This window comes from Sphaerimonospora mesophila (assembly GCF_001417795.1).
In the GTDB taxonomy this organism is placed as follows: Bacteria; Actinomycetota; Actinomycetes; order Streptosporangiales; family Streptosporangiaceae; genus Sphaerimonospora; species Sphaerimonospora mesophila.
This window is the reverse complement of sequence record NZ_BCBX01000035.1, coordinates 335033-358123: the sequence shown is the minus strand read 5'-3', so window position 1 is coordinate 358123 and position 23091 is coordinate 335033. Positions and strand designations below refer to the sequence as shown.

The window sequence follows — 23091 nt, the reverse complement described above, 5'->3', positions numbered from 1 at the left end:
AACACGAGCCGCCCGCCCCGCGCGACGGATCCTCCTGTCACGGCAAGGCGTCGTGACCGCAAGAGTCCAGAGGAGGTTGGATTCAGCATGCGTCGTTACGAGATGATGGTCATCCTCGACCCGTCCCTCGATGAGCGCACCGTGCAGCCCTCGCTCGACCAGTTCCTGGCCGTCGTACGCAACGACGGCGGCACCGTGGAGAAGGTCGACGTGTGGGGACGCCGCCGGCTGGCCTACGACATCGCCAAGAAGTCCGAGGGCATCTACGCAGTCGTCGACCTGACCGCCGAGCCCGCCACCGTGAAGGAGCTGGACCGCCAGCTGAACCTGAACGAGGGCATCCTCCGCACGAAGGTCATGCGGCCCGAGCTCCACTGACCGGCGCCGCCGAGCCCGGCACGTTTGTCGGGCGGTGGCCGTACGCTGGGCCCTTGACGGCTCAGCGCACGGGATAGGAAGGCTATAGCGACCGATGGCAGCAGGCGATACCCAGATCACCATCGTCGGCAACCTTGTCGACGACCCCGAGCTGCGCTTCACCCCGACGGGGCAAGCCGTGGCCCGGTTCCGCATCGCATCCACTCCGCGGTACCTCGACAGGCAGACCAACGAGTGGAAGGACGGCGAGGGGCTGTTCCTCACCTGCAACGTGTGGCGGCAGGCGGCGGAGAACGTCGCCGAGACGCTGCAGCGCGGCATGCGGGTCATCGTGCAGGGACGGCTGCGTCAACGGTCGTACGAGACCAAGGAAGGCGAGAAGCGCACGGTCTACGAGGTCGAGGTCGACGAGGTCGGCCCGTCGCTGCGCAACGCCACGGCGAAGGTCAACAAGACCTCCCGCCAGGGCGGCGGCTTCGGTGGCGGCCCGGCGAACGACCCCTGGGCCACCGCGACCCCCGCTCCGCAGGGCTACGGCCAGGGCGGTGGCGGTGGCGGCGGTGGTGGCTTCGGCGCTCCTCAGGGCGGCGGCGGTGGCGGCTTCGGCGGCGACTTCAGCGACGAACCACCCTTCTGATCCCCGCCCTTCTCGCCTCCAGTACATCCAGATAATCCGAGCGACCATTCCCGCGTGATGCGGGGCTCTGAAAGGAGCACCACGATGGCCAAGCCGGCAGTGCGCAAGCCGAAGAAGAAGGTTTGCCTCTTCTGCCATGACAAGATCTCCCACGTCGACTACAAGGACACGGCGCTGCTTCGGAAGTTCATCTCCGACCGCGGCAAGATCCGTGCCCGCCGGGTGACGGGCAACTGCACCCAGCACCAGCGCGACGTGGCCACCGCCATCAAGAACGCCCGTGAGATGGCCCTGTTGCCGTACACGAGCACGGCGCGCTGAGAAGGGAGACCCAGGAAATGAAGCTGATTCTCACCACTGAGGTCTCCGGCCTCGGGGCTCCCGGCGACGTGGTCGAGGTTAAGGACGGCTACGGCCGCAACTACCTGGTCCCCCGTGGATTCGCCATCCGCTGGACCCGGGGCGCCGAGTCGCAGATCGCCTCGATGAAGAAGGCGCGTGCCGCTCGCGAGATCCGTGACCTGGGCTCGGCCAAGGAGGTCGCCGGCCAGCTCGGCGGGCTCAAGGTCAGGCTCAGGACGCGCGCGGGCGAGGCGGGCCGGCTGTTCGGCTCGGTCACCACGGGTGACATCGCCGATGCGGTCAAGGCCGCCGGCGGCCCGCAGCTCGACCGGCGCCGCATCGTGATCGACAACGCGATCAAGAGCGTTGGCACCCACCGCGTCAGCGTCCGGCTGCACCCGGAGGTCGTCGCCAACCTCGACGTCGAGGTCCTCGCCGGCTGATCTTCTCTCGGACGTGTTCGTGAACACGATCTGATCGCCACCGGGCCCCTCACCGATCTTCGGTGAGGGGCTTTCGGTATTTCCGGTCGACCGAGTGCAAGATCACGGATGGTGTCCTGCCAGGTGAGGAGAGTCCTGTGCGAGTTTCTGCAAGATCACGAATGGTCGCGCTCCAGGTCAGGGCTGCCAGGTGTGAGCTTTCGCAAGATCACCACCATGGAGGTTTGGGGGGGTTTGCCCCTAATGGAGGTGGATATTGCTGAAACGGCTACTATCTTCCCAGCCGAATTTACGGATTCCGTGGAAGACAGTGCTGATGGAGGCTGTAATGCGCCGTTCCCCCGTGCGCCGTTCTCTCGCGCGCCGCACCTCCGCGCGCCGCACCTCCGTGCGCCGCTCCTCGCTGCGCTGCTCCCCCGTGTGCCTGGCGCTCGGCGTCATCACGCTGGCCGCCGTCGCCTGCGCGCCGGCCTCCGAATCCACCGGCGTGCGATCCTCCGGTGACGGCGCGAGCGCGGCGGCGAGCTGCGCCAAGGACGCCCTCACGCTCGTCACTCCCGGCAAGCTGACCATCGGCACCGACAAGCCGGCCTATGAGCCGTGGTTCAAGGACGACGACCCCGCCAACGGCCAGGGCTTCGAGAGCGCGGTGGCGTACGCGATCGCCCAGAAGATGGGCTTCACCAAGGACGAGGTCGTCTGGACCGTCGTCCCCTTCGACTCCTCGTTCGCACCCGGACCCAAGAAGTTCGACTTCGACATCAACCAGATCTCCATCACCCCCGAACGCGAGAAGGCCGTCGACTTCAGCCAGGGCTATTACACGGTCAAGCAGGGTGTGGTCGCCCTGGGCGACTCCCAGTTCGCCGGCGCCTCCGGCCTGGCCGACCTCAAGGGCGCCAAGATCGGAGTCCAGGCGGGCACCACCGCGCTGCGGGCGGTCCAGCAGGTGATCGAGCCAGGCATCGAGCCCAGCGTCTACAACCAGCAGATCGACGCGATCAACGCGCTGAAGAACAAGCAGATCGACGCCATCGTCGTGGACCTGCCCACCGCCTTCTACGTCACCGCCGCCCAGGTGGAGGGTTCGAAGATCGTGGGACAGTTCGCGGCGCAGTCGGACGCCCCCGAGGAGTTCGGCCTGCTCTTCCAGAAGGGCAACGGCCTCGTCGGCTGCGTGGACGAGGCGATCGGCGAGCTCAAGGCGTCCGGCGAGCTGGCCGAAATCGAGAGCCGGTGGCTGACCGCGGCCGCCGGCGCGCCGGAGCTGAGTTGACCGACGGAACCCGGCCAGGGGTGAGTTCCGCCGCGCCGTGGGTGAAGAGCGAGCGGCAGATCCGCCGTGAGGCCGAGCTGCGCCGCAGGTCCAGGCGGTCGATCTCGGTCGCCACGGCCTCCACCCTGCTCGTCGCCGTCACGGTGGTCATGGCCGTCACCGCCTCACCGGGGTGGCCGCGGGTCCGCGAGACGTTCTTCAGCCCCGCCGCATTCGTCGAGGCGTTTCCCGACGTGCTGCGCGGGTTCGGCCTGAACATCAAGATCTTCCTGATCGCCGAGGTGTTCGTCCTGGTGCTGGGGCTGACCGTGGCGCTCGTACGCGGCCTGCGCTCGCCGGTGTTCTTCCCGCTGCGCGCGCTGGCCGTGCTCTACACCGACATCTTCCGCGGCATCCCCACCATCCTGCTGGTCTACCTGGTCGGCTTCGGCGTCCCGGCACTCCAGCTTCAGGGCGCGCCGGACGACCCGGTCACGCTCGGCATCATCGCTCTCGTCCTGTCGTACGGGGCATACGTCGCCGAGGTGTTCCGTTCCGGGATCGACTCGATCCATCCCAGCCAGCGGGCCGCCGCCCGTTCGCTGGCGCTCACCCATGGCCAGACCATGCGCCATGTGGTGCTGCCGCAGGCCGTCCGCCGGGTGGTCCCGCCGCTGCTCAACGACTTCGCCTCACTGCAGAAGGACAGCGCGCTCGTGGCCGTGCTCGGCCCGCTGGAGGCGCTGCGCCAGGCCCAGATCCACGCCGCCTGGAGCTTCAACTACACCCCCTATCTGGCCGCGGCGCTGCTGTTCATCGCGCTGACCGTGCCGATGGCGCGGTTCACCGACCACCTGGCGGCCCGTACGGCACGCCGCCAGATGGGAGGAGGTGGACGGGCATGAGCCTGCTGAAGATCGAGGGCGTCTGGAAGCACTACCACGGGCAGAGCGTGCTGCGCGGCATCGACCTGGACGTCGCCCCGCACGAGGTCGTCTGTCTGATCGGCGCGTCGGGCTCGGGCAAATCGACGCTGCTGCGCTGCGTCAACCTGCTGGAGACCGTCGATGACGGCGCGATCCACCTCGACGGCAGGGAGATCACCGATCCCCGGGTGGACCCCGACGAGGTGCGCAAGCGGATCGGCATGGTCTTCCAGTCCTACAACCTCTTCCCGCACATGACCGTGCTCGACAACATCACGCTGGCGCCGCGCAAGGTGCATGGTACGGCTCCGGCGGAGGCCGAGGAGCGGGCCAGGCAACTGCTCGAGCGGTTCGGGCTGGCCGACCGGGCCGGGGAGTATCCGGACCGCCTGTCCGGCGGCCAGCAGCAGCGGGTGGCCATCATCCGGGCCATCGCCACCCGGCCGCGGCTGCTGCTGCTCGACGAGGTCACCTCCGCGCTCGACCCGGCGCTGGTCACCGAGGTCCTCGGCATCATCCGCGAGCTCAAGGAGACCGGGATGACGATGATCCTGGCCACGCACGAGATGGCGTTCGCCCGCGACATCGCCGACACGGTCTGCTTCCTCGACGGCGGGGTGCTGCTGGAGCGCGGCTCGCCGGAGCAGATCTTCACGGCGCCGGAGCAACCCCGCACCCGGGATTTCCTCCAGCAGGTCCTCGGGCGGCTCTGAAGAGAGCATGTCGGCGACGTCCGCCGCCGACATCGGGGGAAGAGCGGGGTCACGCCCCGGTGACCAGCCAGGCCGTGCCGTACGCACGTGCCCCCAGCGTGATCATCCGGGCGACCATCCACGCGCCGAGCGCGAGCCAGAGCGCGACCATGCTGCCGGCCACCCCCGCCAGCGCGGCGAACGGCAGGTAGGCGAGGGTGGCCCACAGGCCGGCCCAGGCCAGGTAGCGCTGGTCGCCCGCGCCGATGAGCACCCCGTCGAGCACGAATACGACGCCGGCGACCGGCTGGAAGAGCGCCACCGGCCACAGCACGGCCAGCAGGTGCGCGGTGACCCCCGCGTCGGCGTCGAACAGACCCGGGAGGAGCGGTCGGACCAGCAGCACGGCGCCGCAGAACACCACGCCGCAGGCCACGCCCCACCGCACCATGCGCTCGGTCGCGGCCCGGGTGGCGGCCACGTCCCCGGCGCCCAGCGTCCGCCCCGTGATCGCCTGACCCGCGATCGCGATCGCGTCGAGGGCGAACGCGAGGAACGTCCAGATCCGGAGGGCGATGGTGTGCGCCCCGATCTGGTCCTCGCCCATCCTCGTGGCGATCGACGTCGCCACGAGGAGCACCGCCTGCAGGCAGGCCGTACGGATGACCAGGGCGAACCCGGCGGCGCCCGCGGTCTTGACGCCGGCGAGGTCCGGCCGCAGCGCGGCGCCGTGCCGGCGAGCGGCCCGTACGACCATCACCAGATAGATCGCCGCGGCCAGGGTCTGCGCGACCACAGTTCCCCACGCGGCGCCCGCGATGCCCCAGCCGAGCCCGAAGACGAACCAGAGGTTGAGCAGGCCGTTCAGCGTGAACGAGGCCACGGACACGACCAGCGGGGTCCGGGTGTCCTGCATGCCGCGCAGCACGCCGGTGCCCGCCAGCACGAGCAGCATGGCCGGAATGCCGAGGAGGCTGACGCGCAGATAGGTGACGGCCTGCGCGGCGAGCTCCCCTGTAGCACCGAACAGGTGTACGATAAATGGTGCAAGAGGCCAGCACGCCGCACTGACGACCACGCCGATCACGGCCGCCAGCCACAGACCGTCGATGCCCTGGCGCATCGCCTGTCGGATGTCTCCCGCCCCCACCTGCCGGGCGACCGACGCCGTGGTCGCGTACGCGAGGAACACGCACAGGCCCACCAGGGCGGTCAGGGCCGCGCTGGCCACGCCGAGCGCGCCTAGCGCAGGGTCGGGAAGGTGGCCGACGATGACGGAGTCGGTGAGCAGGAACAGCGGTTCCGCCACAAGTGCCCCGAACGCCGGGACGGCCAGCCTGAGGATCTCCCGGTCGTGGGCCCGGCGGCCTCGCCGATCCCGTTCCGCAGCGAGCCCCGCCGGCTCGTTGGTAAGAGGCATGAACCCATTTTGCGGCTTACTGAGCCATGCTCGATCGGTATCGGCCCGTCTTGGCGACTTTCTTTCCTCCACAGGAGGTGGATGGAGAAAGCCCAGGTCGGGCCGGAATTTCGCGGTCGGCCGCGGTCTTGCCCACAGGGCTGTCCTCAAGGTTCCCACACGTAGAGGGCGGAACCTGCACATCTTTTCCACAGCATTGTCCACAGCTGAGGTTGCCGTGGGCCGCGTGGCCCGAGAGACTGGCGGACCGGGCCGGAACCGGTGGGCGGGCGGGGTACGGCACGTGGGCCGGCAGGGGGTGTGAGGTGAGCGTGATCGACTTCCCGGGGGGGCCCGGGGAATCGGACTCGACGTTCGAGCGGACGCCACCGAGCAACATCGAGGCCGAGCAGTCGGTGCTGGGCGGCATGCTGCTGTCCAAGGATGCCATCGCCGACGTGATCGAGGTGCTGCGCGCGGACGACTTCTACCGCCCCGCCCATCAGATCATCTTCGACGCGATCATCGACCTCTACGGCAGGGGCGAGCCCGCCGACTCGGTCACCGTGTTCAACGAGCTGCAGCGGCGCGGCGAGGTCGCCCGGGTGGGCGGTGGCGCCTACCTCCACACGCTGACCGCCACCGTTCCGACGGCCGCCAACGCCGGCTACTACGCGAAGATCGTCCGGGAGCAGGCCATCCTGCGGCGGCTGATCGAGGCCGGCACGCGGATCGTCTCCTACGGGTACGGCGGGCAGGGCGAGGAGGTCGACGATCTCGTCGACCGGGCGCAGGCCGAGATCTACAAGGTGACCGAGCGGCGTACCTCCGAGGACTACCTCCCGCTTTCGGAGATCATGCCGGGGGCCCTCGACGAGATCGAGGCGATCGGCAGCCGCGGCGGCCAGATGGTCGGGGTCCCGACCGGCTTTCAGGACCTCGACGCGCTGACCAACGGTCTCCACCCCGGCCAGATGATCGTCGTGGCCGCCAGGCCCGCCATCGGAAAAAGCACGCTAGGTCTGGATTTCGCCCGGTCTGCCGCGATTAAGAATGGACTGGCGACCGTCATCTTCTCGCTGGAGATGTCGCGTAACGAGATCACCATGCGACTGCTGTCGGCCGAGGCGCGGGTGGCGCTGCACACCATGCGGTCAGGTCTGATGAACGACGACGACTGGACCCGGCTGGCCCGGCGGATGGGCGAGGTGGCCGACGCGCCGCTGTTCATCGACGACTCCCCGAACATGTCGATGATGGAGATCCGGGCGAAGTGCCGCCGTCTCAAGCAGCGCCACGACCTCCGATTCGTGATCGTCGACTATCTGCAGCTCATGAGCTCGCCCAAGAAGACCGAGAGCCGCCAGCAGGAGGTCTCCGAGATCTCCCGTGCGCTCAAGCTGCTGGCCAAGGAGCTGGAGGTCCCGGTCATCGCGATCTCCCAGCTCAACCGTGGTCCCGAGCAGCGCACCGACAAACGCCCGCAGGTGTCGGATTTGCGGGAATCTGGGTCAATTGAGCAAGATGCGGACATGGTCATCCTGCTGCACCGGGAGGACGCGTACGAGCGCGAGTCGCCCCGGGCGGGTGAGGCCGACCTGATCGTGGCCAAGCACCGCAACGGGCCCACCGCGACCGTGACGGTCGCCTTCCAGGGCCACTACAGCCGGTTCGTGGACATGGCCACCCACTGATCCGTCGGCAGCACACGTCCGCCGGACGGCAGGGCACACGGATCGACCCGCTCTCCGGAGCACTCGCGTCGGCGCCGACCGGTGACGTTACCACCCGGCCAGGCCACTCTTGCGGCGGTCCCGGAGAAACCTCAGGTCACGGCGCTGCAAGTTGTGCCGCAACCGCCGCAGCCCTCGGGGCTCCGGCGTCGGTTCGCCCGGCTCGGTCAGCCTGATCCCAGGCGCCGCCGATCGACCGGCCCGGCGCCGGATCTCACCCCTTTCAGCGTGGTCTAGCGAGGAACCCCGGGCGTTCACGCCCGGGAGGAATCGCTTCCCGGCCCGGGTTTTTGAGTCTCCGGACGCTAGTCCGGACGTTTCTGGTTTTCGTGAAGACCTCGCGCCGGTACTTGGGGGTGAACACCAAATGCGCATGTAGCGCGTAGACAACGGTCCGTCCCCTGCGTATATCGGGGTTGGGTTCCCATCGCGGTGACATAGGCCAAATGGTAGTGTGTTCGATTGTGAAACTGGTGGTGCAGGTGAGGCTCCTGCCAACGCCTGAGCAGGCGGCGGCGCTGGAGGCGACCCTGCACGCGGTCAACCAGGCCGCCAACCTCGTCTCCCAGACGGCGTTCGCCGCCGGTGTCACCCGCGAGTACGCACTCCGCAAGATCACCTATGGTGAGCTGAAAGCCGCCGGGCTGGGAGCGCAGACCGCCCAGCGTGTGATCAAAAAGGTGGTCGACGCCTACACCACGCTGCGCGCCAACATCCGCGCCGGAAACCTGGGACCACAAGGATCACCGCGCCGGAAACGCGCGCAATCCAAACCGATCGCCTTCCGCCCCAGCGCGGCGCAGCCGTTCGACGACCGGTGCCTGTCCTGGCAGCTCGACGCGCGCACCGTGAGCATCTGGACGACCGCCGGACGGCTGCGGGGGGTGGCCTTCACCGGATCGGCCGACCGGATCAAAACCCTGACCGCCTACCGTAAGGGCGAGTCCGACCTGGTCACGCGGGACGGCATGTGGTTCCTGATCGCCACTTGCGAGGTTCCCGACCCTCCGGTCGCCACCCCGGACGGATTTGTGGGTGTGGACCTGGGGATCGCCAACATCGCCACCACCAGCGACGGCAAACGCCACTCGGGCAGGGGCCTGAACGCGGTCCGCCACCGCCAGCGCGAGCTGCGAGCCCGCCTGCAGGCCAAGGGCACCAAGTCCGCCAAACGGCTGCTGAAGAAACGCCGCCGTAAGGAAGCGCGGTTCGCCGCGAACACCAACCACGTCATCGCCAAGCAGATCGTGACCGAGGCAGAACGCACCGGACGCGGCATCGCCCTGGAAGACCTGGGCGGGATCCGCGACCGGGTACGGCTCCGCAAGCCCCAGCGGGTCACGCTGCATTCCTGGAGCTTCCACCAGCTCGGGTCGTTCATCGCCTACAAGGCGGCCCGCGCAGGCGTGGCCGTGGTCCATGTGGATCCGGCCTACACCTCCCAGGCGTGCTCGTCATGCGGGCACGTGGACAAAAGGAACCGGCCCGGCCAGGAAACCTTCGCCTGTACGTCGTGCGGCTTCGCTGAGCACGCCGACGTCAACGCAGCCCGCAACATCGCCGCACGCGGTGTCGCGGGCTGGGCAGTGAGTCACGCTGCCGACGACGCGGCCTGAATCGTCGAAGCCATCGACGGCGAGGAGCTGCAAGCTTGGCTCTTCAGGGCCGAGAAGCTGACACCTTGGAGGAGACATGCGCGCACTCGTCGCCGCGGCCCTCGAGCCGGCCTGATCGCGGCTTCCCTCACCCTCTCGACGGCCACCGCCGCGTCCGCCTCGACGTCGGCCGCCGCTTCGGCTTCCTCGACTGCTTCCTCGACCGATTCGGCATCCGCCGCGGCAGGCGCTGCCCAACTGCTCGGGGAAGGCGCATCTGCGGAAGGAGTTGTGGGCACGCAACGGCTCGCACCGGCAGAAGGCCGATTACGTGCACCTCTTCTACAACAGCAGCAGCCGTACGGCCTGCGCGCGCGGCCCTGAACTGGCAGCCGCCCGAGCAGGTGGGCGCGCTCGGCGAGGGGCCAGGTCGTGTCCCCCGTAGAACACGGCCTGGCCCGGTCGGTGGCGCCGGTCATTCCCAGCGGAACAGCCGTGCCGCGGCGAGACCGGCGAGCACCGCCCATCCGGCGAGTACGGCGATGTGCAGCAGTTGCGGCGTCTGCCCGGCGAGTGCGTCCGTGAGACTCTGACCGAAGGCGCCGGACGGGGTGAAGTCGCTGATCCGGCGCAGGATCTCGGGCATCAGTTGCCGCGGCAGCCACATGCCGCCGAGGAACAGCAGCGGGAACAGCACGGCCGCACCCCCGCCCTGAACGACCCGGGAGTTCGGTGCCACGGCGGCGAGGCACAGGCCGATGGCGAACAGCGCCGTCGAGCCGAGCGCGAAGACCCCGGCGAACGTCCAGAACGCGCGCGGAGCCGGCATGTCCAAGGCCAGGTGACCCAGCCCGAGGGTCAGCGCCGTCGCGACGATGGCCACGCCGACGTTGATCAGGAGCTGGGCCGCCAGCAGCGAGCTCGGCCGTACGGGAGTGGTGGACATCCGCCGGAGCACGCCCCGCTCCCGATAGATGACCAGGGCCGTCGGCAGCGTGCTGAGCGCGAGCAGCATGATCGACAGGAGGATCATCAGGGCCGGGAACTGCGCGTCCACGGGTCGCTGTCCGCCGAGCGCGGGGTCCGGTTTACGGAAGTTGGGGATCGAACCGCCCAGGGCCAGCAGCAGCCCCACCGGAAGCACGATGGCGAAGAAGACCGCGGCGGGTTCGCGGAGGAAGAGCCTCGTTTCGACGGCCGCGAGGCGGGCCGTGGTGGTGATGGTCGCCATGTTCGTCTGTCTCCTAAGCGGCGGAATGGTCGGCGAGGTGCTCGGCAGGGTGGCCGGTGAGGGTGAGGAACGCGTCGTCGAGGGTGGTCCGCTCGATGCGGAGGCCGGACATCTGCGCGGCGGGCAGTACGGTCATGACCGCGGTGAGCAGGTCACCGGTGCCGGTGACCACGACCTCGACGGCGTCCCCTGCCGTCGCGGTCGGCGTCACGGCCGACACCTCGGGAAGCTTCGCCAGGCCGTCGATCGGCCCGCGTGTCCGGAACGTGAGACGGTGCTCGCCGCCCGCCCGGGCGATGAGTCCCGCCGGGGTGTCGACCGCGAGAACCCGGCCGGCCGAGATGACCGCGACGCGGTCGCACAGCCGCTCGACCTCCTCCATGAAGTGGGTGACCAGGATCACGGTCACGCCGCGGTCGCGGATGCGCTCGATCAGCTCCCAGGTGTCCCGTCGCGCCTGGGGGTCGAGACCCGTGGTGAGCTCGTCGAGGATCGCGATCTTCGGATCGCCGACCAGCGCGAGCGCGATCGACAGTCGCTGACGCTGCCCGCCGGACAGCTTCGCGAAAGCCGTACGCGGATCGAGGCCGGTCTCCGCGAGCAGCGCGCGCCAGTCGGCGGGCCGGGCGTAGAACGAGGCGTATAGGCTCAGCGCCTCGCCGACGCGGATCTTGTCAGGTAGCGAGCAGTCCTGGAGCTGCACCCCGACCTGCTGCTTCAGGTCGGCCTCCACGCGGATGGTCCCCGACGTCGGGGTGCGCAGGCCGGCCACGCACTCGACCGTCGTCGTCTTGCCGGCTCCGTTGCGGCCGACGACGCCGAAGATCTCACCCTCCTCGACGGAGAACGAGACGTCTTCGACGGCCACCCGAGTTCCATACGTCTTGCGAAGCTTGTCCACAGTGATGATCGGCATGACCAAGACGCTAGGAACCGGACGGCCGAACGGGAATGCGGCTGGGGACCCGGCAGGGGTGTACCTATCCCCACCCTCATCCGGTGCCCAGGGGCACTGCGCTGCGACTTCGCCCTGGGCGACACTGGCCACAGGAGAGGTGGGCAGATGGATCTCAAACGGTTGGGAACGGCAGGCGGCGAGACGCTCAAGGCGCTGGCCAGGGGCACGGCGCTCCTCTGCGTGGCCGTGCTCGGGCAGATGGTGGCCGCGGTGATGCTGCTGGCCGCGACGCTCAGCTTCGGTCTGGGACTGGTGTTCCTGTTCCCGCCCGCCGTACGGCTCACGCGGGCGACGACCCGCCTGGAGCGGCGGCTGGCCCGCGAGTGGTCGGGCGTGAAGATCGAAGAGCCGTACCAGCCGGCCCCGCTCCCGCCGGTGCCCCAGGCGGACGGGTGGTACCGCGATGGACGCAACCTCTACAAGACACCGCGGATTCCGGCGTTCAACCGACGGCTGAAGTGGATGACGACCGATCCGGCCACCTGGCGTGATTTCGCCTATCTGCTGATCGGTTTCTGGTCCGGCGGTCTGCTCGCCGGGGCTCCCGCGCTGTTCGTCCTCTTCGGCCTCGGGGGCGGCATGGTGCGGTTCACGGAGGTGGGCACGGCGTACGTCGAGTGGGGCAACTGGCACAGCGGCCTGCTCTGGGCCGGGCTGGCCCTGATCACCGCGCCCTGGGTGGCGCCATGGGGCGTGCGCATGCACGGGCAGATCGCGAACTCCCTGCTCGCTCCGACCGAGAAGGCGAGGCTGGCCCGGCGGGTCGATCACCTCGCCAGGACGCGGGGCGAGGTGGTGGACTCCCAGGCCGCCGAGCTGCGGCGGATCGAGCGTGATCTGCACGACGGGGCTCAGGCGCGACTGGTCGCCATCGGCATGACGATCGGCGCGGCCGAGCAACTCGTCGACTCCGACCCGAACGCGGCGAAGGCGCTGCTCACCAAGGCCAGGGAGGCCTCCGTGACCGCGCTGCACGAGTTGCGCCAGGTCGTGCGGGGCATCCACCCGCCGGTCCTCGCCGAGCGCGGCCTCGGCGATGCCGTACGAGCCCTCGCCCTCGACAGCCCCCTGCGCACCCACGTGACCGTCGATCTGCCGGGACGGCCGCCGGTCCCCGTCGAGTCGGCCGCCTACTTCGCGATCAGCGAGCTGCTCGCGAACGCCGTACGGCACGGCGACGCCACCGAGGCGTGGATCGACATCAGCCAGCGTGGGGGCAATCTGCGGATCAGCGTCACGGACGACGGGCAGGGCGGGGCAGACCCGGCACGTGGCACGGGCCTGAGCGGGATCGAGCGCAGGATCGCCGCGTTCGACGGCGTGCTCGCGCTGAACAGCCCGCCCGGCGGCCCCACGACGGCGGTCGTCGAGCTGCCGCTGGGCACGGTCCCGGTCCCGGTGCCGACCTGGCGGAGCGTGACCATCGCCGTGGGCTGGACGCTGTGCTGGCTCCCCCTGTTCCCGCAGGGACTGGTGCCGATGGTCTTCAAGATCCTCGATGTGCGCGAGAAGTCATGGTTTCTCGCCCTTCATCTCCCCGAGCCGTTCCAGTGGCCCGTGATCGCTGGAATGATCGTCCTGGGAGGTTCCTTGTTCACGGCCGCCGCGGTGCTCACCGCGCAGCAGAAGCGGGCAGAGGAGGGAGCGTGCGGGTAGTCCTCGCCGAGGATCTCCATCTCCTGCGGGAGGGCCTGGTCCATCTGCTCCGCGCACACGGCTTCGACGTGGTCGCGGCGGTCGAATCCGGTCCCGATCTGCTCGAAGCCCTGATCCGGGATCGTCCCGATGTGGCCGTCGTCGACGTACGGCTCCCGCCGACCTTCACCGACGAGGGGCTGCAGGCGGCGCTGGCGGCACGCGAGCGGATCCCTGGGCTGCCGATCCTCGTGCTGTCCCAGCACGTCGAGCAGCTCTACGCCAGGGAACTGCTGGCAGACGGCTCGGGCGGGATCGGCTACCTGCTCAAGGACCGCGTCTTCAACGGCGAGCAGTTCGTGGACGCGGTACGCCGTGTGGCGGCCGGCGGTACGGCCATGGACCCGGAGGTCATCGCCAAGCTGCTGGCCAGCAACGCACGCAACGAACCGCTGAGCAGGCTCACCCCGCGCGAGCGCGACGTGCTCGAACTCATGGCAGAGGGAAGATCCAACGCGGCGATCGGCCAGCGCCTGTACCTGAGTGAGAGCGCGGTCGGCAAGCACACCGCCGGCATCTTCACCAAGCTCGGCCTGGTCCCCTCCGACGACGACAACCGCCGGGTGCTCGCCGTGCTGGCGTTCCTGAACCGCCGGTAGTTCCGGGGGCGGGGCGACCGCGTTCCCCCGCACCGGTCATTTCTGTCGGCCCGGCGGGCTACCGTTGCAGCGAGACGTGGACCGGGAGAGCAGGAGGTCAGGGTGAAATTCCAGGTGAACAGCAGTGTGCTCGCCGAGGCCGTGACCTGGACCGCCCGTGTGCTGCCGGGCAGGCCCGCCCTGCCGGCGCTGTCGGGCCTGCTCCTTGAGGCGGCCGAGGACCTGTACGTCTCGGCCTTCGACTACGACGTCTCGGCCCGTGCCCAGATCGACGCCGACGTCGCAGAGCCGGGGCGGGTGCTGATCCCGGGCCGGGTGCTGGCCGAGATCACCAGGAGTCTGCCGGACCGCCCCGTCGAGATCGCCAGAAGCGGTGCCGAGGCCGTGCTGCGCTGCGGCAGCCTGGAATACAGCCTGCTCACGCTGCCGGATGAGGACTTTCCGAACCTGCCGGCCATGCCCGCGAAGATCGGTGCGGTGGGTGGAGGCGTCTTCGCGGCCGCGGTCGGCCACGTGGCCGCGGCGGCGAGCCGGGACGAGACGCTGCCGATGCTCACCGGCATCCGCGTCGACGTCGACGGCGTCCAGGTCACGATGGCCGCCACCGATCGCTATCGGATCGCCGCCGAGGACTTCCTGTGGCACCCCGAGCGACAGGACGAACGGCACGGCGTGGTGGTGCCCGCACGTGTCCTGGTCGAGGTGGCGCGCGCACTGCGCGGCGGCGAGGTCTCGATCGGGCTGGGGGAGAACATCGCCGGTTTCTCCAGCCAGGGCCGCACCACCACGGTCAGGCTGCTCGACGACCAGTTCATCGACTACCGGTCGCGGCTCTCCCAGCAGTGGGCGATCCACGCGGACCTGGCCGTCGCCCCGTTCGTCGAGGCCGTCAAGCGGGTGGCGCTGGTCGCCGAGCGCAACACGGCCGTACGGCTCTCGTTCTCCCAAGGCCACGTGCGGATCCAGGCGGGCGGCGCGGAGATCGGCCGGGGAACCGAGATCATCGAGGCCGATCTCACGGGGGACGACATCCAGATCGCCTTCCAGCCGCACTACCTGCTGGACGGGCTGAACGGAGTCGAGACCGAACGCGTGCGCCTGCATATGGACTCGCCGACCCGCCCCGCCCTGATCACGGGCGAGGGCGACTCCGGCTTCCGCTACCTGGTGATGTCCCTCCGCCTCACCTGATGGCTGCGGTCGCCCAGACGGCGCCTCGCGCATTCTCGTCGTCACCCATAGCTCCGCTATGGGCTCCTCCTCGGCCTTGCGATGCATCCGTCTGGCCGATCCTCGCTACGAAGGCGGGCTGCGGTCGCCCAGATAGCGCTTGTGCGGACTTCAGGCGCAGGTGCGAGGGAGCGGAGCGGGAGGGAGCGAGGACCGCATGCGAAGCCCGCACCAGCGGGCTTCGGAGCGGACCGGAGCTTCCTCCCGGCGCAGTGACCGGCCCTTTGCAGTGACCGGCCCCTTACGGTGACAGGACTCCGCGATGACCGGCCCCTCGCAGTACCGACCTCTGCAGTGATGACCAGTCTCTCTGGGATTCCGCGCCTGTGAGGTTCGTGGTCAGGCGCAGGGCGGCAGGGTCGAGGGAGCGGAGCCGGAGGGAGCGAGGACCGCATGCGAAGCCCGCACCAGCGGGCTTCGGAGCGGACCGGAGCTTCCTCCCGGCGCAGTGACCGACCCCTTGCAGTGACCGGCCCCTTGCGGTGACAGGATTCCGCGATGACCGGCCTCCGCAGTGACCGAGCCCTGCAGCGATGACCAGTCTCTCTGGGATGCCGCGCCTGCGAGACGGTCGCTCAGCTGGGGACCGGGTGGTTCAGGCGGAGGCGGTCAGGTTCTGGGTGTCGGTCAGCGCGATCAGGATGTGCTCCATGCACGCGTGGCCGGCCCGCTCGGCGGCAGCGGCGTCCCCGGCGGCGATGGCTCGCACGATGGAGTCGTGGGGGATGTAGTTCTGTTCCAGCGAACCGCCCGCCGCCGCGATGCTCGCGCGAAGCGCGGCCGAGAAGTCGGTGTAAAGATCGATCAACACGTTGTTGTGCGTCGCTTCCACGACTGCCACGTGGAAGGCCAGGTCCGCCTCGACGAACTTCTCGGGGTCGCCGTTCGCCCAGGCCTTCTCCCGCTCACCCAGGGCGGCCTCGATGGCGGTCACGTCCTCGTCGGTGCGCCGGGTGGCGGCAAGGCGCGCCGCCTCGACTTCGAGCGCGCGCCGAACCTCGAGGATCTCCAACTGCTCGGCGGCTCGCAGTCGCCGAGCCATCGCGCCTGACAGCTCGCTCGTCGCCCGGACGTAGGTTCCGTCCCCCTGGCGGCACTCCAGCAGTCCCGCGTGGGTCAGCGCACGCACCGCCTCGCGTACGGTGTTGCGGCCTACCCCGAGCTGCTCGGCGAGAACCGTCTCAGTGGGGATCTTGGCATGCATCCGCCACGAACCAGAGGTGATCTGCTCCTTGAGCTGGTCGATCACCTGGTCCACGAGAGACGCCCGCTGCGCCGTCCGCAGACTCACACTCAGCCTCCTTCGGGTGCCGGTCATCCCATGATGGAATGACCGGTCCACCCTAATTATTCCAGAGCCTCCAGACCAACGCCGGGGCTCCCAGGAGGCTTATCCGATCAGCATCGCCGAAGAGGTGGTGGAGCCCGGTATGTGGACGCGAATTCCCACGGCTTCCAGGGCCCTACGATATGCCCCGGCCTGCTGATCGACGTCACCGGCCTGTCCCCACAGGTCACCGAGCCTGCGCCACGCCTGCGCGGTCTCCCTGCTGGGGGCGGTCGTGTCGCCGTCGAGCAGCTCCTTGGCGCGTCGCAATGCGGGCGCCGCGTCGTGGGAGCGTGACAACGCGACTTCGGCGAGCACGAGATGCGCGGCGGCGGCAGTCGTCCCACGGATGGAGACCGACAGATCCAGTGCCTGTTCGGCGAGATCCACTGCGGATTCCGTGTCGCCACTGCGAAGGCGCACATGACTCAGCACGACGAGGCTGCGGGCATGCTCGGCCCGCTCGCCGGGAAACGCGGAGAGAACACCGGCCGCTGAGGCGGCGAGGCTGTTGGCTCGGTCCAAATCAGCGTTTTCGGCATCGGCGGTGATCCGCGCCCAGTGCATGGCGATCCGCGCGCGGCGCACCGCGATCCGGGCGGTCCGGCCCGCCGACAGGGCGTCCTCTGCGAGGCGGACGGCCAGCGCGGAGTCCTCTCCCTCGGCGGCGGCCACACTGGCCTGCCAGAGGGCGAGCACCTCGGAGGACTGATCGGCGGCCGCCTCGGGCACCCCTGTCGCCGCGAGCACGCGCTCGACGTACGGCAGGCCGCTCTCGGTCTCGACCAGGGCGAGGGCCAGCTCCACGGCGAGATCGCCCTCGGTGATGCCGAGCCGGTCTGCCTGGTCGAGGGCATGGCCGCCGAGATCCCGGGCACGCAGCCGGTCTCCGGCCCGCTGGTAGCACCGGCACAGCGAGACCACCAGGGGAAGGTCGGCGAGGCGCTCGGGGTGCGCGGCCGCCTCGCGGCGGAGCCGTTCGTAGGCCTCGACCGCCCGCCCGGTGTGTCCCTGCGCCTCAAGTGCGCGGGCCACGCCGACGCGCGCATGCGCGGCGAGCACGGCGTTGTCCTCTCCCGCCGCCTTCACGATGTCGTCGAATCGATCGGCGGCGGCGGCGGGATCGCCATGATAAAGCTCGAGCTCGGCATGTCGGAGGCCGAGCTCGGTGTCTATGCGCTGCCGTGGCTCTATGCCGTGGAGCAGGAACTCAGTGGTGCAACCGAGCCGCTCGGCGAGGAGTCGCGCAACGACTGGAGTGGGCGTCCGCTTTCCGGACTCGATGAGGGAGACGTAGCTGTCCGACAGGTCGGGCCCGGCCAACTGGGCCTGGGACATTCGCCTGCTCAACCGCAATCCGCGGACGCGGTCACCGATGGTTCCCTGACTCGGCATCTGATCTCTCAGGGCGGGGGATGGTCAATGATGGGGCCATAATGGCATGAAGCCGCCGAATCGTGTAACCCTCAACCAAGAATCGCCCGGTGAAGGTTCGATCACGGCCGATGTGAGTGGATGGACGGGACGGGGATCAGTCGTCGTCCGAGTCCTTGCCGGGGAAGATCATTTGACAGACCTCTAGGTACAAGGTCTCGGGATAGGGGATGTAGGGAACGGTGCGCAGCGCCTGATCCTGGCCGGCCGACTCCATGACGAACTCGCCATAGCCGAGCATGCGGCCGAGGAGCGAGCGCTGGAAACTCATGTCGGTGACCTTGCTCAGGGGCATCATCGCGACCTTGCGCGTGATGAGACCGGTGGTGAGGAGCATGCGGGAGGAGGTCACGACGAAGTAGTCGACCGACCACTCGGCGACCTTCCACACGAACCGGATGAGGAGCAGCAGCCAGGCCCACCAGATCAGGACGAGGGCCTGGCCCGCACCGCTGTCGCTCAGCCACTTGCTGAGCAGACCCGCGAGGATCAGCCCACCGAAGATCTCTGCGACCGGTCTGAGCAGGACGGCAGGATGACGCCTGACCATGATGACCTGGTGCTCGTGGGGGAGGAGGTAACGGTTGACCGACGACGGGGCGGAGTCCCCGTGGGTCACAAGTCTCATGTCAGGGTGGCGAAGAACTGAGCCATCGAGTTGGCCGCGTTGACCATGCCGTTGAGCGCTCCGTGGACTGTCCGGGCCGCATCAGTCGGCCTTGTCAACAGGTAGAAAGCCACCAGGACGATGGCCCCCCACTTGAGGACCTTCTTGGCTTGCACCGCCGTCACCACTCCCATGACCTATACATTACCCAGCCGCCCGGTTCGGTAAAGCGGTTGAGGCCGCCGAACATCGAGCCGTGAACAACCGCTGCCGTCGTCCCCGTTCGCCGCGCCCCCCGCCGGCCACGACACACCGCCAGGCGTTCGGCACGTGGAAACGAAGAGACGTCTTCATAACTCTACGTACCCATATAAGCGCGTAGTGTAACCGAGTCGTGGAGGGCGTGACCGGGGGATTCACGACCAGAGAGTCGTCGCCGATTCGACAGGGGAATATGGCGCCGGGGGTAGATCAGACCAAGCCGGTCAGATGACCTCGATCAAACCTCGCCGGTCGAACCGTACCGATCAAGAAGGCACTCCGATCGGACCCGATCCGATCGGAGCGACCTGATCGGATCGTACGGATCAGACCACGCCGTAGAGGCGGTCTCCGGCGTCGCCGAGCCCGGGCACGATGTAGCCCTGCTCGTTGAGCCGCTCGTCGAGGGCGGCGGTCACCACACGGATCGGTTTGCCGGTGCCGCGGAAGGTGTCGTCCATGTGCGCGATCCCCTCGGGCGCGGCCAGGAGGCAGATGGCGGTGACGTCCTGTGCCCCGCGGTCGAACAGGAACCGGACCGCCGCGGCCAGGGTGCCGCCCGTGGCCAGCATCGGGTCGAGCACGTAGCACTGGCGTCCGGACAGATCCTCCGGCAGCCGGGTGGCGTAGGTCTGGGCCTTCAACGTGGACTCGTCGCGGATCATGCCCAGGAAGCCGACCTCGGCCGTGGGCAGGATGCGGGTCATGCCGTCGAGCATGCCGAGCCCGGCGCGCAGGATCGGCACGACGAGCGGCGCCGGACGGGCCAGCCGCACACCGTGAGTGGTCACGAGGGGGGTTTCCACGGTGACGTCGGTCACGCGGACGTCGCGGGTGGCCTCGTAGGCGAGGAGCGTGACCAGTTCGTCGGCGAGCCGGCGGAACGTCGGCGAGTCGGTCCGCACGTCACGGAGGGTGGTCAGCTTGTGGGCCACGAGCGGATGATCGACGACGAGGGTCTCCATGGCAGGAAAAGTTACCGTGTCCTGGGCCGATCCTCGACGTCGCCTGACTCTTTTGATCACAATTTGGAGTGACCGACGGGCGGTGGAACGTCGAGTCTGCGACGATTGCGTGTTGTGAGGATCGTGCCGGTGGAGATGACGATGACAGACGACGAAGACGCGCTTGACTTCGCCATCGTGGTCTACCGCGAGGATGACCACTGGGAGGCCGAGATGCTTCCGGTGGCTCTCACTTCCGACCTGCACGGACTCGTCCACGCCCTCCGCCAGACGCCGAGCATGGGCACCACGATTGGCATGGTCGCGGTGGGGGATGACTTCTTTGTGGTGTTACGGGTTTTCGGTGAACGGGTGAGCGTCTTCCTCTCGGACATCACGGCGGCGTGGGATTGGTCACTCGCGCGCCAGGTTCTCGAGTACCTCGACGTGCCCGTGCCCGAGGAGGAGGATCTCGACGGCGTGTATCCGGCGGGAGATCTGTCCATCTTCGCCGACCTCGGGCTCGACGAGATGGAGCTGGGCGCGCTGTCCGGCGACCTCGATCTGCTGCCGGACGAGGTGCTGTCCAGCATCGCCGCACGGCTCGGATTCTCCCACCCGTTCGAACGCGCCGTCGACGCCGCCGTCGGCTGACCTCGGGAGACGGCAATGCCCTCGAGATCCAACCTCTTCTCCGCGGCCTTCGCCAGGACGGACGATCGCTGGACCGGCGCCGAGGTCGACCTCGGCGAGGCCGAGATCGCCGACGACCTGGGCGATGCGGCACAGGAGACACTCGGGCTCAGCGGTGACGAGCTGGTCCTGCTGTGCGTCGAGGTCGAGGACGAGTGGTTCGCGATCGTCCGCTATGAGGACGCGCTGGACCCCCGTGTGTTCATCTCCGATGCCCATGCCGCGATGGGCGACCCCCTCGGTGAACTCCTCGGCGAGCTCGCCGGGGTCGTGGTGGACGCGGAAGCGCCCGACCTCGGCATCCGCCCGGTGGGCGACCTCGAGCTGCTCACCGACTTCTCGCTGAGCGCCGAGGAGCTGCTGGAGCTCAGCATGGAGGAGGGCGTGCTCCCCGCGGACATCCTGTCCCTCATCGCCGAACGCCTCGGGTTCGCCGACGAGCTCGACCGGCTGCGGTGAACGGGGGGCCGGCGGAACGCTACGAGCCGGCGATGCGGCTCGCGCTGGCCGAGGCCGTACGAGCCGGGCGGCGTGGCGAGGTGCCGGTGGGCGCCGTGGTGCTGGGGCCGGACGGCGAGATCCTGTGTGTCGCCGGCAACGACCGCGAGACGAGCGGCGATCCCACCGCACACGCCGAGATGCTCGCCCTGCGCGAGGCGGCGCGGGCGACCGGGGAGTGGCGGCTCACCGGCTGCACGCTCGTGGTGACGCTCGAACCCTGCACGATGTGCGCGGGCGCGGCCGTACTCGCCCGGGTCGATCGAGTGGTGTACGGCGCGGCCGACGAGAAGGGCGGCGCGGCGGGCTCGCTGTGGGACGTCATCAGGGATCGTCGGCTCAACCACCGGCCCGAGGTCGTCATGGGCGTGCTGGCCGACGAGTGCGCCGCCGTGCTCGGGGAGTTCTTCGCCGCTCGGCGAGGCTGAGCCGCCTTTACGGGCGGGCGCCGGAGGATGCGTTGGAAAACGGATGCGCGGGCATCGCCCTTCGTCCGGTAAGCTGCTGCGCGGTGGAGTCGCCTAGTGGCCGAGGGCGCACGCCTCGAAAGCGTGTGTAGGGCAACCTACCGTGGGTTCAAATCCCACCTCCACCGCCATGTGATGTCTCAAGACATCGGAAACCCTCGAACCCTGACGGTTCGGGGGTTTCACTCGTTTCGAGGCCCGATCGCCCGACTCCGATCGGTCCGGCTCAGATCGGTCCGGCTCAGATCGGTCCGGCTCAGATCGGTCCGACTCCGATCGGTCCGACTCCGATCGCTCCGGGGCCGTTCGACCGGTACGGGGCCGTTGGCCGTGGGCCGGAGTCAGCTCTCCAGTTCGAGGATCCGCGCGTGCAGCACGGATCGCTGGTGGAGGGCGGCCCGCAGGGCGCGATGGAGTCCGTCCTCGAGGTAGAGATCGCCCCGCCACTGCACGACGTGGGGGAAGAGGTCCCCGTAGAACGTCGAGTCCTTGGCCAGCAGCGAGTTGAGGTCCAGCACCGCCTTGGTGGTGACCAGCATGTCGAGCCGGACCTGGCGGGGCGGGATCTGCGCCCACTCACGGTGCGACAGGCCGTGGTCCGGATAGGGACGGCCTTCACCGATCATTTTAAAGATCACGGTATGTAGTTTAGGAGAGGACGACGTCCACCGGGGTAGGGAGCCCGTCGTCCGGCAGTGCTTCCGCCCGGGTCAGATGCTCCCGGAGAAGGTGTCGCAGCGGGACGGGTCGCCGGATTGGTAGCCCCGTTTGAACCACTTCATCCGCTGTGCCGACGTGCCGTGCGTGAACGCCTCCGGGTCGACCCGGCCGCGTGCCCGCTTCTGGATGCGGTCGTCGCCGACGGCGGCCGCGGCGTCGAGCGCCTGCCGGATGTCGGAGTCGGTGAACCTCTGGGCGTAGAAGCCGGTGTTCACGGCGTTGTCGGCCCAGACGCCCGCGTAGCAGTCCGCCTGAAGCTCCAGCCGTACGGAGCCGCTCTCGGCACCGGACCCCTGGCCGGCCCGGTCCATCGTGCCGAGGAGGTTCTGCACGTGATGTCCGTACTCGTGCCCGATCACGTACGCCTGGGCGAACGGGCCGCCCTCGGCGCCGAATTGCGACTGCAACTGGTCGAAGAAGGACAGGTCGAGATAGACGTGCCTGTCGGCCGGGCAGTAGAAGGGGCCGACCGAGGAGTCCGCGTAACCGCAGCCGGTGTTGACGCCGCCGGAGAACAGCGTGGTCTTGGCGGTCCGGTAGTCGGAGATCTCGCCTTCCCAGTACTTCTGGATGCTGTTGACCACCCCGACGACCCGGCATTTCTCGGACTGGTCGGCGTCCGCGCCGGTTCTGCACTGCTGGCTCAGATCGGTGCCCGGTTGCAGCCCGGCCGGCTGTCCCTCCTCGCCGCCGAGGATCTCGGCCGGATTGACGCCGAAGATCAGCGCGAGGATGAGCGCGATGATGCCGGCGGCCCCGCCGCCGAGGGCCAGGCCGCCGCGCCTGGATCCGCCCCCGACGTCCTCGACCTGCGAGGCGTCGAGCCGTGCCCGGTCGTCGAAATCCACTTCGAACGCTCCCGCTGCTGGGGCAATGTCTTGCGTGATCGGATGTCGTCGCCATTCTGCCCTGCCCAGAATCGGCGAGATCAGTCGGCGTCATGTCCCTCATGCGTAGTATGCGGGAGTGTCGCTTCTCCCCTCTCCAGCGACGCGGGAGCCGTACACCGCTTCGCATTCCGTCCGTG

The 23091-nt window shown here is 68.9% G+C and carries 25 protein-coding genes and 1 tRNA gene; 16 read left to right on the top strand and 10 right to left on the bottom strand.

Going from position 1 to position 23091, the window contains the following annotated elements:
* The first annotated feature begins 87 nt into the window (after positions 1–87).
* The 7 genes from rpsF to AP234_RS15425 all read left to right on the top strand — a co-directional run bounded on the left by rpsF (position 88) and on the right by AP234_RS15425 (position 4694).
* Positions 88–378, top strand: coding sequence for a 30S ribosomal protein S6 (gene rpsF / locus AP234_RS15455; protein ID WP_055480340.1), 291 nt, complete (start codon positions 88–90; stop codon positions 376–378).
* A 94-nt stretch (positions 379–472) separates the two neighbouring features.
* Complete coding sequence (locus tag AP234_RS15450; RefSeq protein WP_055480339.1) at positions 473–1015, top strand: single-stranded DNA-binding protein; 543 nt, start codon at positions 473–475, stop codon at positions 1013–1015.
* Positions 1016–1099: 84 nt separating this feature from the next.
* Complete coding sequence (gene rpsR, locus AP234_RS15445) at positions 1100–1336, top strand: 30S ribosomal protein S18 (RefSeq protein ID WP_055480338.1); 237 nt, start codon at positions 1100–1102, stop codon at positions 1334–1336.
* Positions 1337–1353: 17 nt separating this feature from the next.
* Positions 1354–1800, top strand: a complete 447-nt coding sequence (gene rplI, locus AP234_RS15440; protein WP_055480337.1) for a 50S ribosomal protein L9 — start codon at positions 1354–1356, stop codon at positions 1798–1800.
* A 328-nt stretch (positions 1801–2128) separates the two neighbouring features.
* Positions 2129–3076, top strand: coding sequence for an ABC transporter substrate-binding protein (locus tag AP234_RS15435; RefSeq protein ID WP_083502132.1), 948 nt, complete (start codon positions 2129–2131; stop codon positions 3074–3076).
* Entirely contained in the window at positions 3073–3960 is an 888-nt protein-coding gene (locus AP234_RS15430; RefSeq protein ID WP_235558186.1) for an amino acid ABC transporter permease, read from the top strand. Before AP234_RS15435 ends, AP234_RS15430 begins: the two co-directional genes overlap by 4 nt.
* Complete coding sequence (locus AP234_RS15425; protein ID WP_055480336.1) at positions 3957–4694, top strand: amino acid ABC transporter ATP-binding protein; 738 nt, start codon at positions 3957–3959, stop codon at positions 4692–4694. Before AP234_RS15430 ends, AP234_RS15425 begins: the two co-directional genes overlap by 4 nt.
* A 49-nt stretch (positions 4695–4743) precedes the next feature.
* On the opposite strand, the gene AP234_RS15420 is transcribed toward AP234_RS15425, so the two are convergent.
* Complete coding sequence (locus AP234_RS15420) at positions 4744–6093, bottom strand: MATE family efflux transporter (RefSeq protein ID WP_055480335.1); 1350 nt, start codon at positions 6091–6093, stop codon at positions 4744–4746.
* A 305-nt stretch (positions 6094–6398) separates the two neighbouring features.
* Here AP234_RS15420 and dnaB point away from each other — a divergent pair, with 305 nt between their 5' ends.
* Both dnaB and AP234_RS15410 read left to right on the top strand, forming a co-directional pair.
* Positions 6399–7766 (top strand): replicative DNA helicase, encoded by a 1368-nt coding sequence (gene dnaB, locus AP234_RS15415; RefSeq protein WP_235558185.1) that lies wholly within the window; start codon positions 6399–6401, stop codon positions 7764–7766.
* Between the two features lie 503 nt (positions 7767–8269).
* Positions 8270–9421 (top strand): RNA-guided endonuclease InsQ/TnpB family protein, encoded by a 1152-nt coding sequence (locus tag AP234_RS15410; protein ID WP_055480334.1) that lies wholly within the window; start codon positions 8270–8272, stop codon positions 9419–9421.
* 454 nt (positions 9422–9875) lie between these two features.
* Here the strand turns inward: AP234_RS15410 and AP234_RS15405 are convergent, their stop codons facing one another.
* Positions 9876–10631 (bottom strand): ABC transporter permease, encoded by a 756-nt coding sequence (locus AP234_RS15405; protein WP_055480333.1) that lies wholly within the window; start codon positions 10629–10631, stop codon positions 9876–9878.
* A 13-nt stretch (positions 10632–10644) separates the two neighbouring features.
* Positions 10645–11547 (bottom strand): ABC transporter ATP-binding protein, encoded by a 903-nt coding sequence (locus tag AP234_RS15400; RefSeq protein WP_055480443.1) that lies wholly within the window; start codon positions 11545–11547, stop codon positions 10645–10647.
* A 147-nt stretch (positions 11548–11694) separates the two neighbouring features.
* Between AP234_RS15400 and AP234_RS15395 the strand changes: the two genes are divergently transcribed.
* The 3 genes from AP234_RS15395 (at position 11695) to dnaN (ending at position 15074) form a co-directional block, all read left to right on the top strand.
* Complete coding sequence (locus tag AP234_RS15395) at positions 11695–13245, top strand: sensor histidine kinase (protein WP_063842932.1); 1551 nt, start codon at positions 11695–11697, stop codon at positions 13243–13245.
* Entirely contained in the window at positions 13236–13883 is a 648-nt protein-coding gene (locus tag AP234_RS15390) for a response regulator (RefSeq protein ID WP_055480332.1), read from the top strand. The genes AP234_RS15395 and AP234_RS15390 overlap by 10 nt, the downstream gene beginning before the upstream one ends.
* 102 nt (positions 13884–13985) lie before the next feature.
* The gene (gene dnaN / locus AP234_RS15385; protein WP_055480331.1) at positions 13986–15074 is read left to right on the top strand and encodes a DNA polymerase III subunit beta; all 1089 of its coding nucleotides are present in this window, start codon (positions 13986–13988) and stop codon (positions 15072–15074) included.
* 634 nt (positions 15075–15708) lie between these two features.
* On the opposite strand, the gene AP234_RS15380 is transcribed toward dnaN, so the two are convergent.
* The 5 genes from AP234_RS15380 to upp all read right to left on the bottom strand — a co-directional run bounded on the left by AP234_RS15380 (position 15709) and on the right by upp (position 19707).
* Complete coding sequence (locus tag AP234_RS15380; protein ID WP_055480330.1) at positions 15709–16404, bottom strand: FadR/GntR family transcriptional regulator; 696 nt, start codon at positions 16402–16404, stop codon at positions 15709–15711.
* A 99-nt stretch (positions 16405–16503) separates the two neighbouring features.
* Complete coding sequence (locus AP234_RS15375) at positions 16504–17790, bottom strand: helix-turn-helix domain-containing protein (RefSeq protein WP_235558184.1); 1287 nt, start codon at positions 17788–17790, stop codon at positions 16504–16506.
* 181 nt (positions 17791–17971) lie between these two features.
* On the bottom strand, positions 17972–18502 hold the full coding sequence (locus AP234_RS15370) for a PH domain-containing protein (protein WP_055480328.1): 531 nt from the start codon (positions 18500–18502) through the stop codon (positions 17972–17974).
* Positions 18499–18675 (bottom strand): hypothetical protein, encoded by a 177-nt coding sequence (locus AP234_RS37240; RefSeq protein WP_160330451.1) that lies wholly within the window; start codon positions 18673–18675, stop codon positions 18499–18501. The genes AP234_RS15370 and AP234_RS37240 overlap by 4 nt, the downstream gene beginning before the upstream one ends.
* A 393-nt stretch (positions 18676–19068) precedes the next feature.
* Entirely contained in the window at positions 19069–19707 is a 639-nt protein-coding gene (gene upp, locus AP234_RS15365; RefSeq protein ID WP_055480327.1) for a uracil phosphoribosyltransferase, read from the bottom strand.
* A 135-nt stretch (positions 19708–19842) separates the two neighbouring features.
* On the opposite strand from upp, the gene AP234_RS15360 reads away from it, so the two are divergent.
* The 4 genes from AP234_RS15360 to AP234_RS15345 all read left to right on the top strand — a co-directional run bounded on the left by AP234_RS15360 (position 19843) and on the right by AP234_RS15345 (position 21475).
* On the top strand, positions 19843–20340 hold the full coding sequence (locus tag AP234_RS15360; RefSeq protein ID WP_055480442.1) for a tRNA adenosine deaminase-associated protein: 498 nt from the start codon (positions 19843–19845) through the stop codon (positions 20338–20340).
* Between the two features lie 15 nt (positions 20341–20355).
* A complete protein-coding gene (locus AP234_RS15355) occupies positions 20356–20838 on the top strand; it encodes a tRNA adenosine deaminase-associated protein (RefSeq protein WP_055480326.1) in 483 nt (160 codons plus the stop codon).
* 32 nt (positions 20839–20870) lie between these two features.
* On the top strand, positions 20871–21305 hold the full coding sequence (tadA, locus tag AP234_RS15350; protein WP_055480441.1) for a tRNA adenosine(34) deaminase TadA: 435 nt from the start codon (positions 20871–20873) through the stop codon (positions 21303–21305).
* 82 nt (positions 21306–21387) lie between these two features.
* Positions 21388–21475 (top strand) — tRNA-Ser (locus AP234_RS15345).
* A gap of 210 nt (positions 21476–21685) precedes the next feature.
* Here the strand turns inward: AP234_RS15345 and AP234_RS15340 are convergent.
* Together AP234_RS15340 and ypfJ are read right to left on the bottom strand one after the other, a co-directional pair.
* Positions 21686–21982 (bottom strand): type II toxin-antitoxin system VapB family antitoxin, encoded by a 297-nt coding sequence (locus AP234_RS15340; RefSeq protein WP_055480325.1) that lies wholly within the window; start codon positions 21980–21982, stop codon positions 21686–21688.
* Between the two features lie 72 nt (positions 21983–22054).
* A complete protein-coding gene (gene ypfJ / locus AP234_RS15335) occupies positions 22055–22912 on the bottom strand; it encodes a KPN_02809 family neutral zinc metallopeptidase (protein ID WP_055480324.1) in 858 nt (285 codons plus the stop codon).
* Positions 22913–23091: the final 179 nt, after the last annotated feature.

Excerpts from the sequence above, each read along its gene's own strand:
- tadA (WP_055480441.1), top strand. The coding sequence starts at position 20,871 with ATGCGGCTCGCGCTGGCCGAGGCCGTACGAGCCGGGCGGCGTGGCGAG.
- upp (WP_055480327.1), bottom strand. The coding sequence starts at position 19,707 with ATGGAGACCCTCGTCGTCGATCATCCGCTCGTGGCCCACAAGCTGACC.
- rpsF (WP_055480340.1), top strand. The coding sequence starts at position 88 with ATGCGTCGTTACGAGATGATGGTCATCCTCGACCCGTCCCTCGATGAG.
- AP234_RS15370 (WP_055480328.1), bottom strand. The coding sequence starts at position 18,502 with ATGAGACTTGTGACCCACGGGGACTCCGCCCCGTCGTCGGTCAACCGT.
- AP234_RS15435 (WP_083502132.1), top strand. The coding sequence starts at position 2,129 with ATGCGCCGTTCCCCCGTGCGCCGTTCTCTCGCGCGCCGCACCTCCGCG.
- AP234_RS37240 (WP_160330451.1), bottom strand. The coding sequence starts at position 18,675 with ATGGGAGTGGTGACGGCGGTGCAAGCCAAGAAGGTCCTCAAGTGGGGG.
- AP234_RS15450 (WP_055480339.1), top strand. The coding sequence starts at position 473 with ATGGCAGCAGGCGATACCCAGATCACCATCGTCGGCAACCTTGTCGAC.
- AP234_RS15400 (WP_055480443.1), bottom strand. The coding sequence starts at position 11,547 with ATGCCGATCATCACTGTGGACAAGCTTCGCAAGACGTATGGAACTCGG.
- AP234_RS15405 (WP_055480333.1), bottom strand. The coding sequence starts at position 10,631 with ATGGCGACCATCACCACCACGGCCCGCCTCGCGGCCGTCGAAACGAGG.
- AP234_RS15355 (WP_055480326.1), top strand. The coding sequence starts at position 20,356 with ATGCCCTCGAGATCCAACCTCTTCTCCGCGGCCTTCGCCAGGACGGAC.
- AP234_RS15420 (WP_055480335.1), bottom strand. The coding sequence starts at position 6,093 with ATGCCTCTTACCAACGAGCCGGCGGGGCTCGCTGCGGAACGGGATCGG.
- rplI (WP_055480337.1), top strand. The coding sequence starts at position 1,354 with ATGAAGCTGATTCTCACCACTGAGGTCTCCGGCCTCGGGGCTCCCGGC.
- AP234_RS15395 (WP_063842932.1), top strand. The coding sequence starts at position 11,695 with ATGGATCTCAAACGGTTGGGAACGGCAGGCGGCGAGACGCTCAAGGCG.
- AP234_RS15425 (WP_055480336.1), top strand. The coding sequence starts at position 3,957 with ATGAGCCTGCTGAAGATCGAGGGCGTCTGGAAGCACTACCACGGGCAG.
- AP234_RS15360 (WP_055480442.1), top strand. The coding sequence starts at position 19,843 with ATGACGATGACAGACGACGAAGACGCGCTTGACTTCGCCATCGTGGTC.
- rpsR (WP_055480338.1), top strand. The coding sequence starts at position 1,100 with ATGGCCAAGCCGGCAGTGCGCAAGCCGAAGAAGAAGGTTTGCCTCTTC.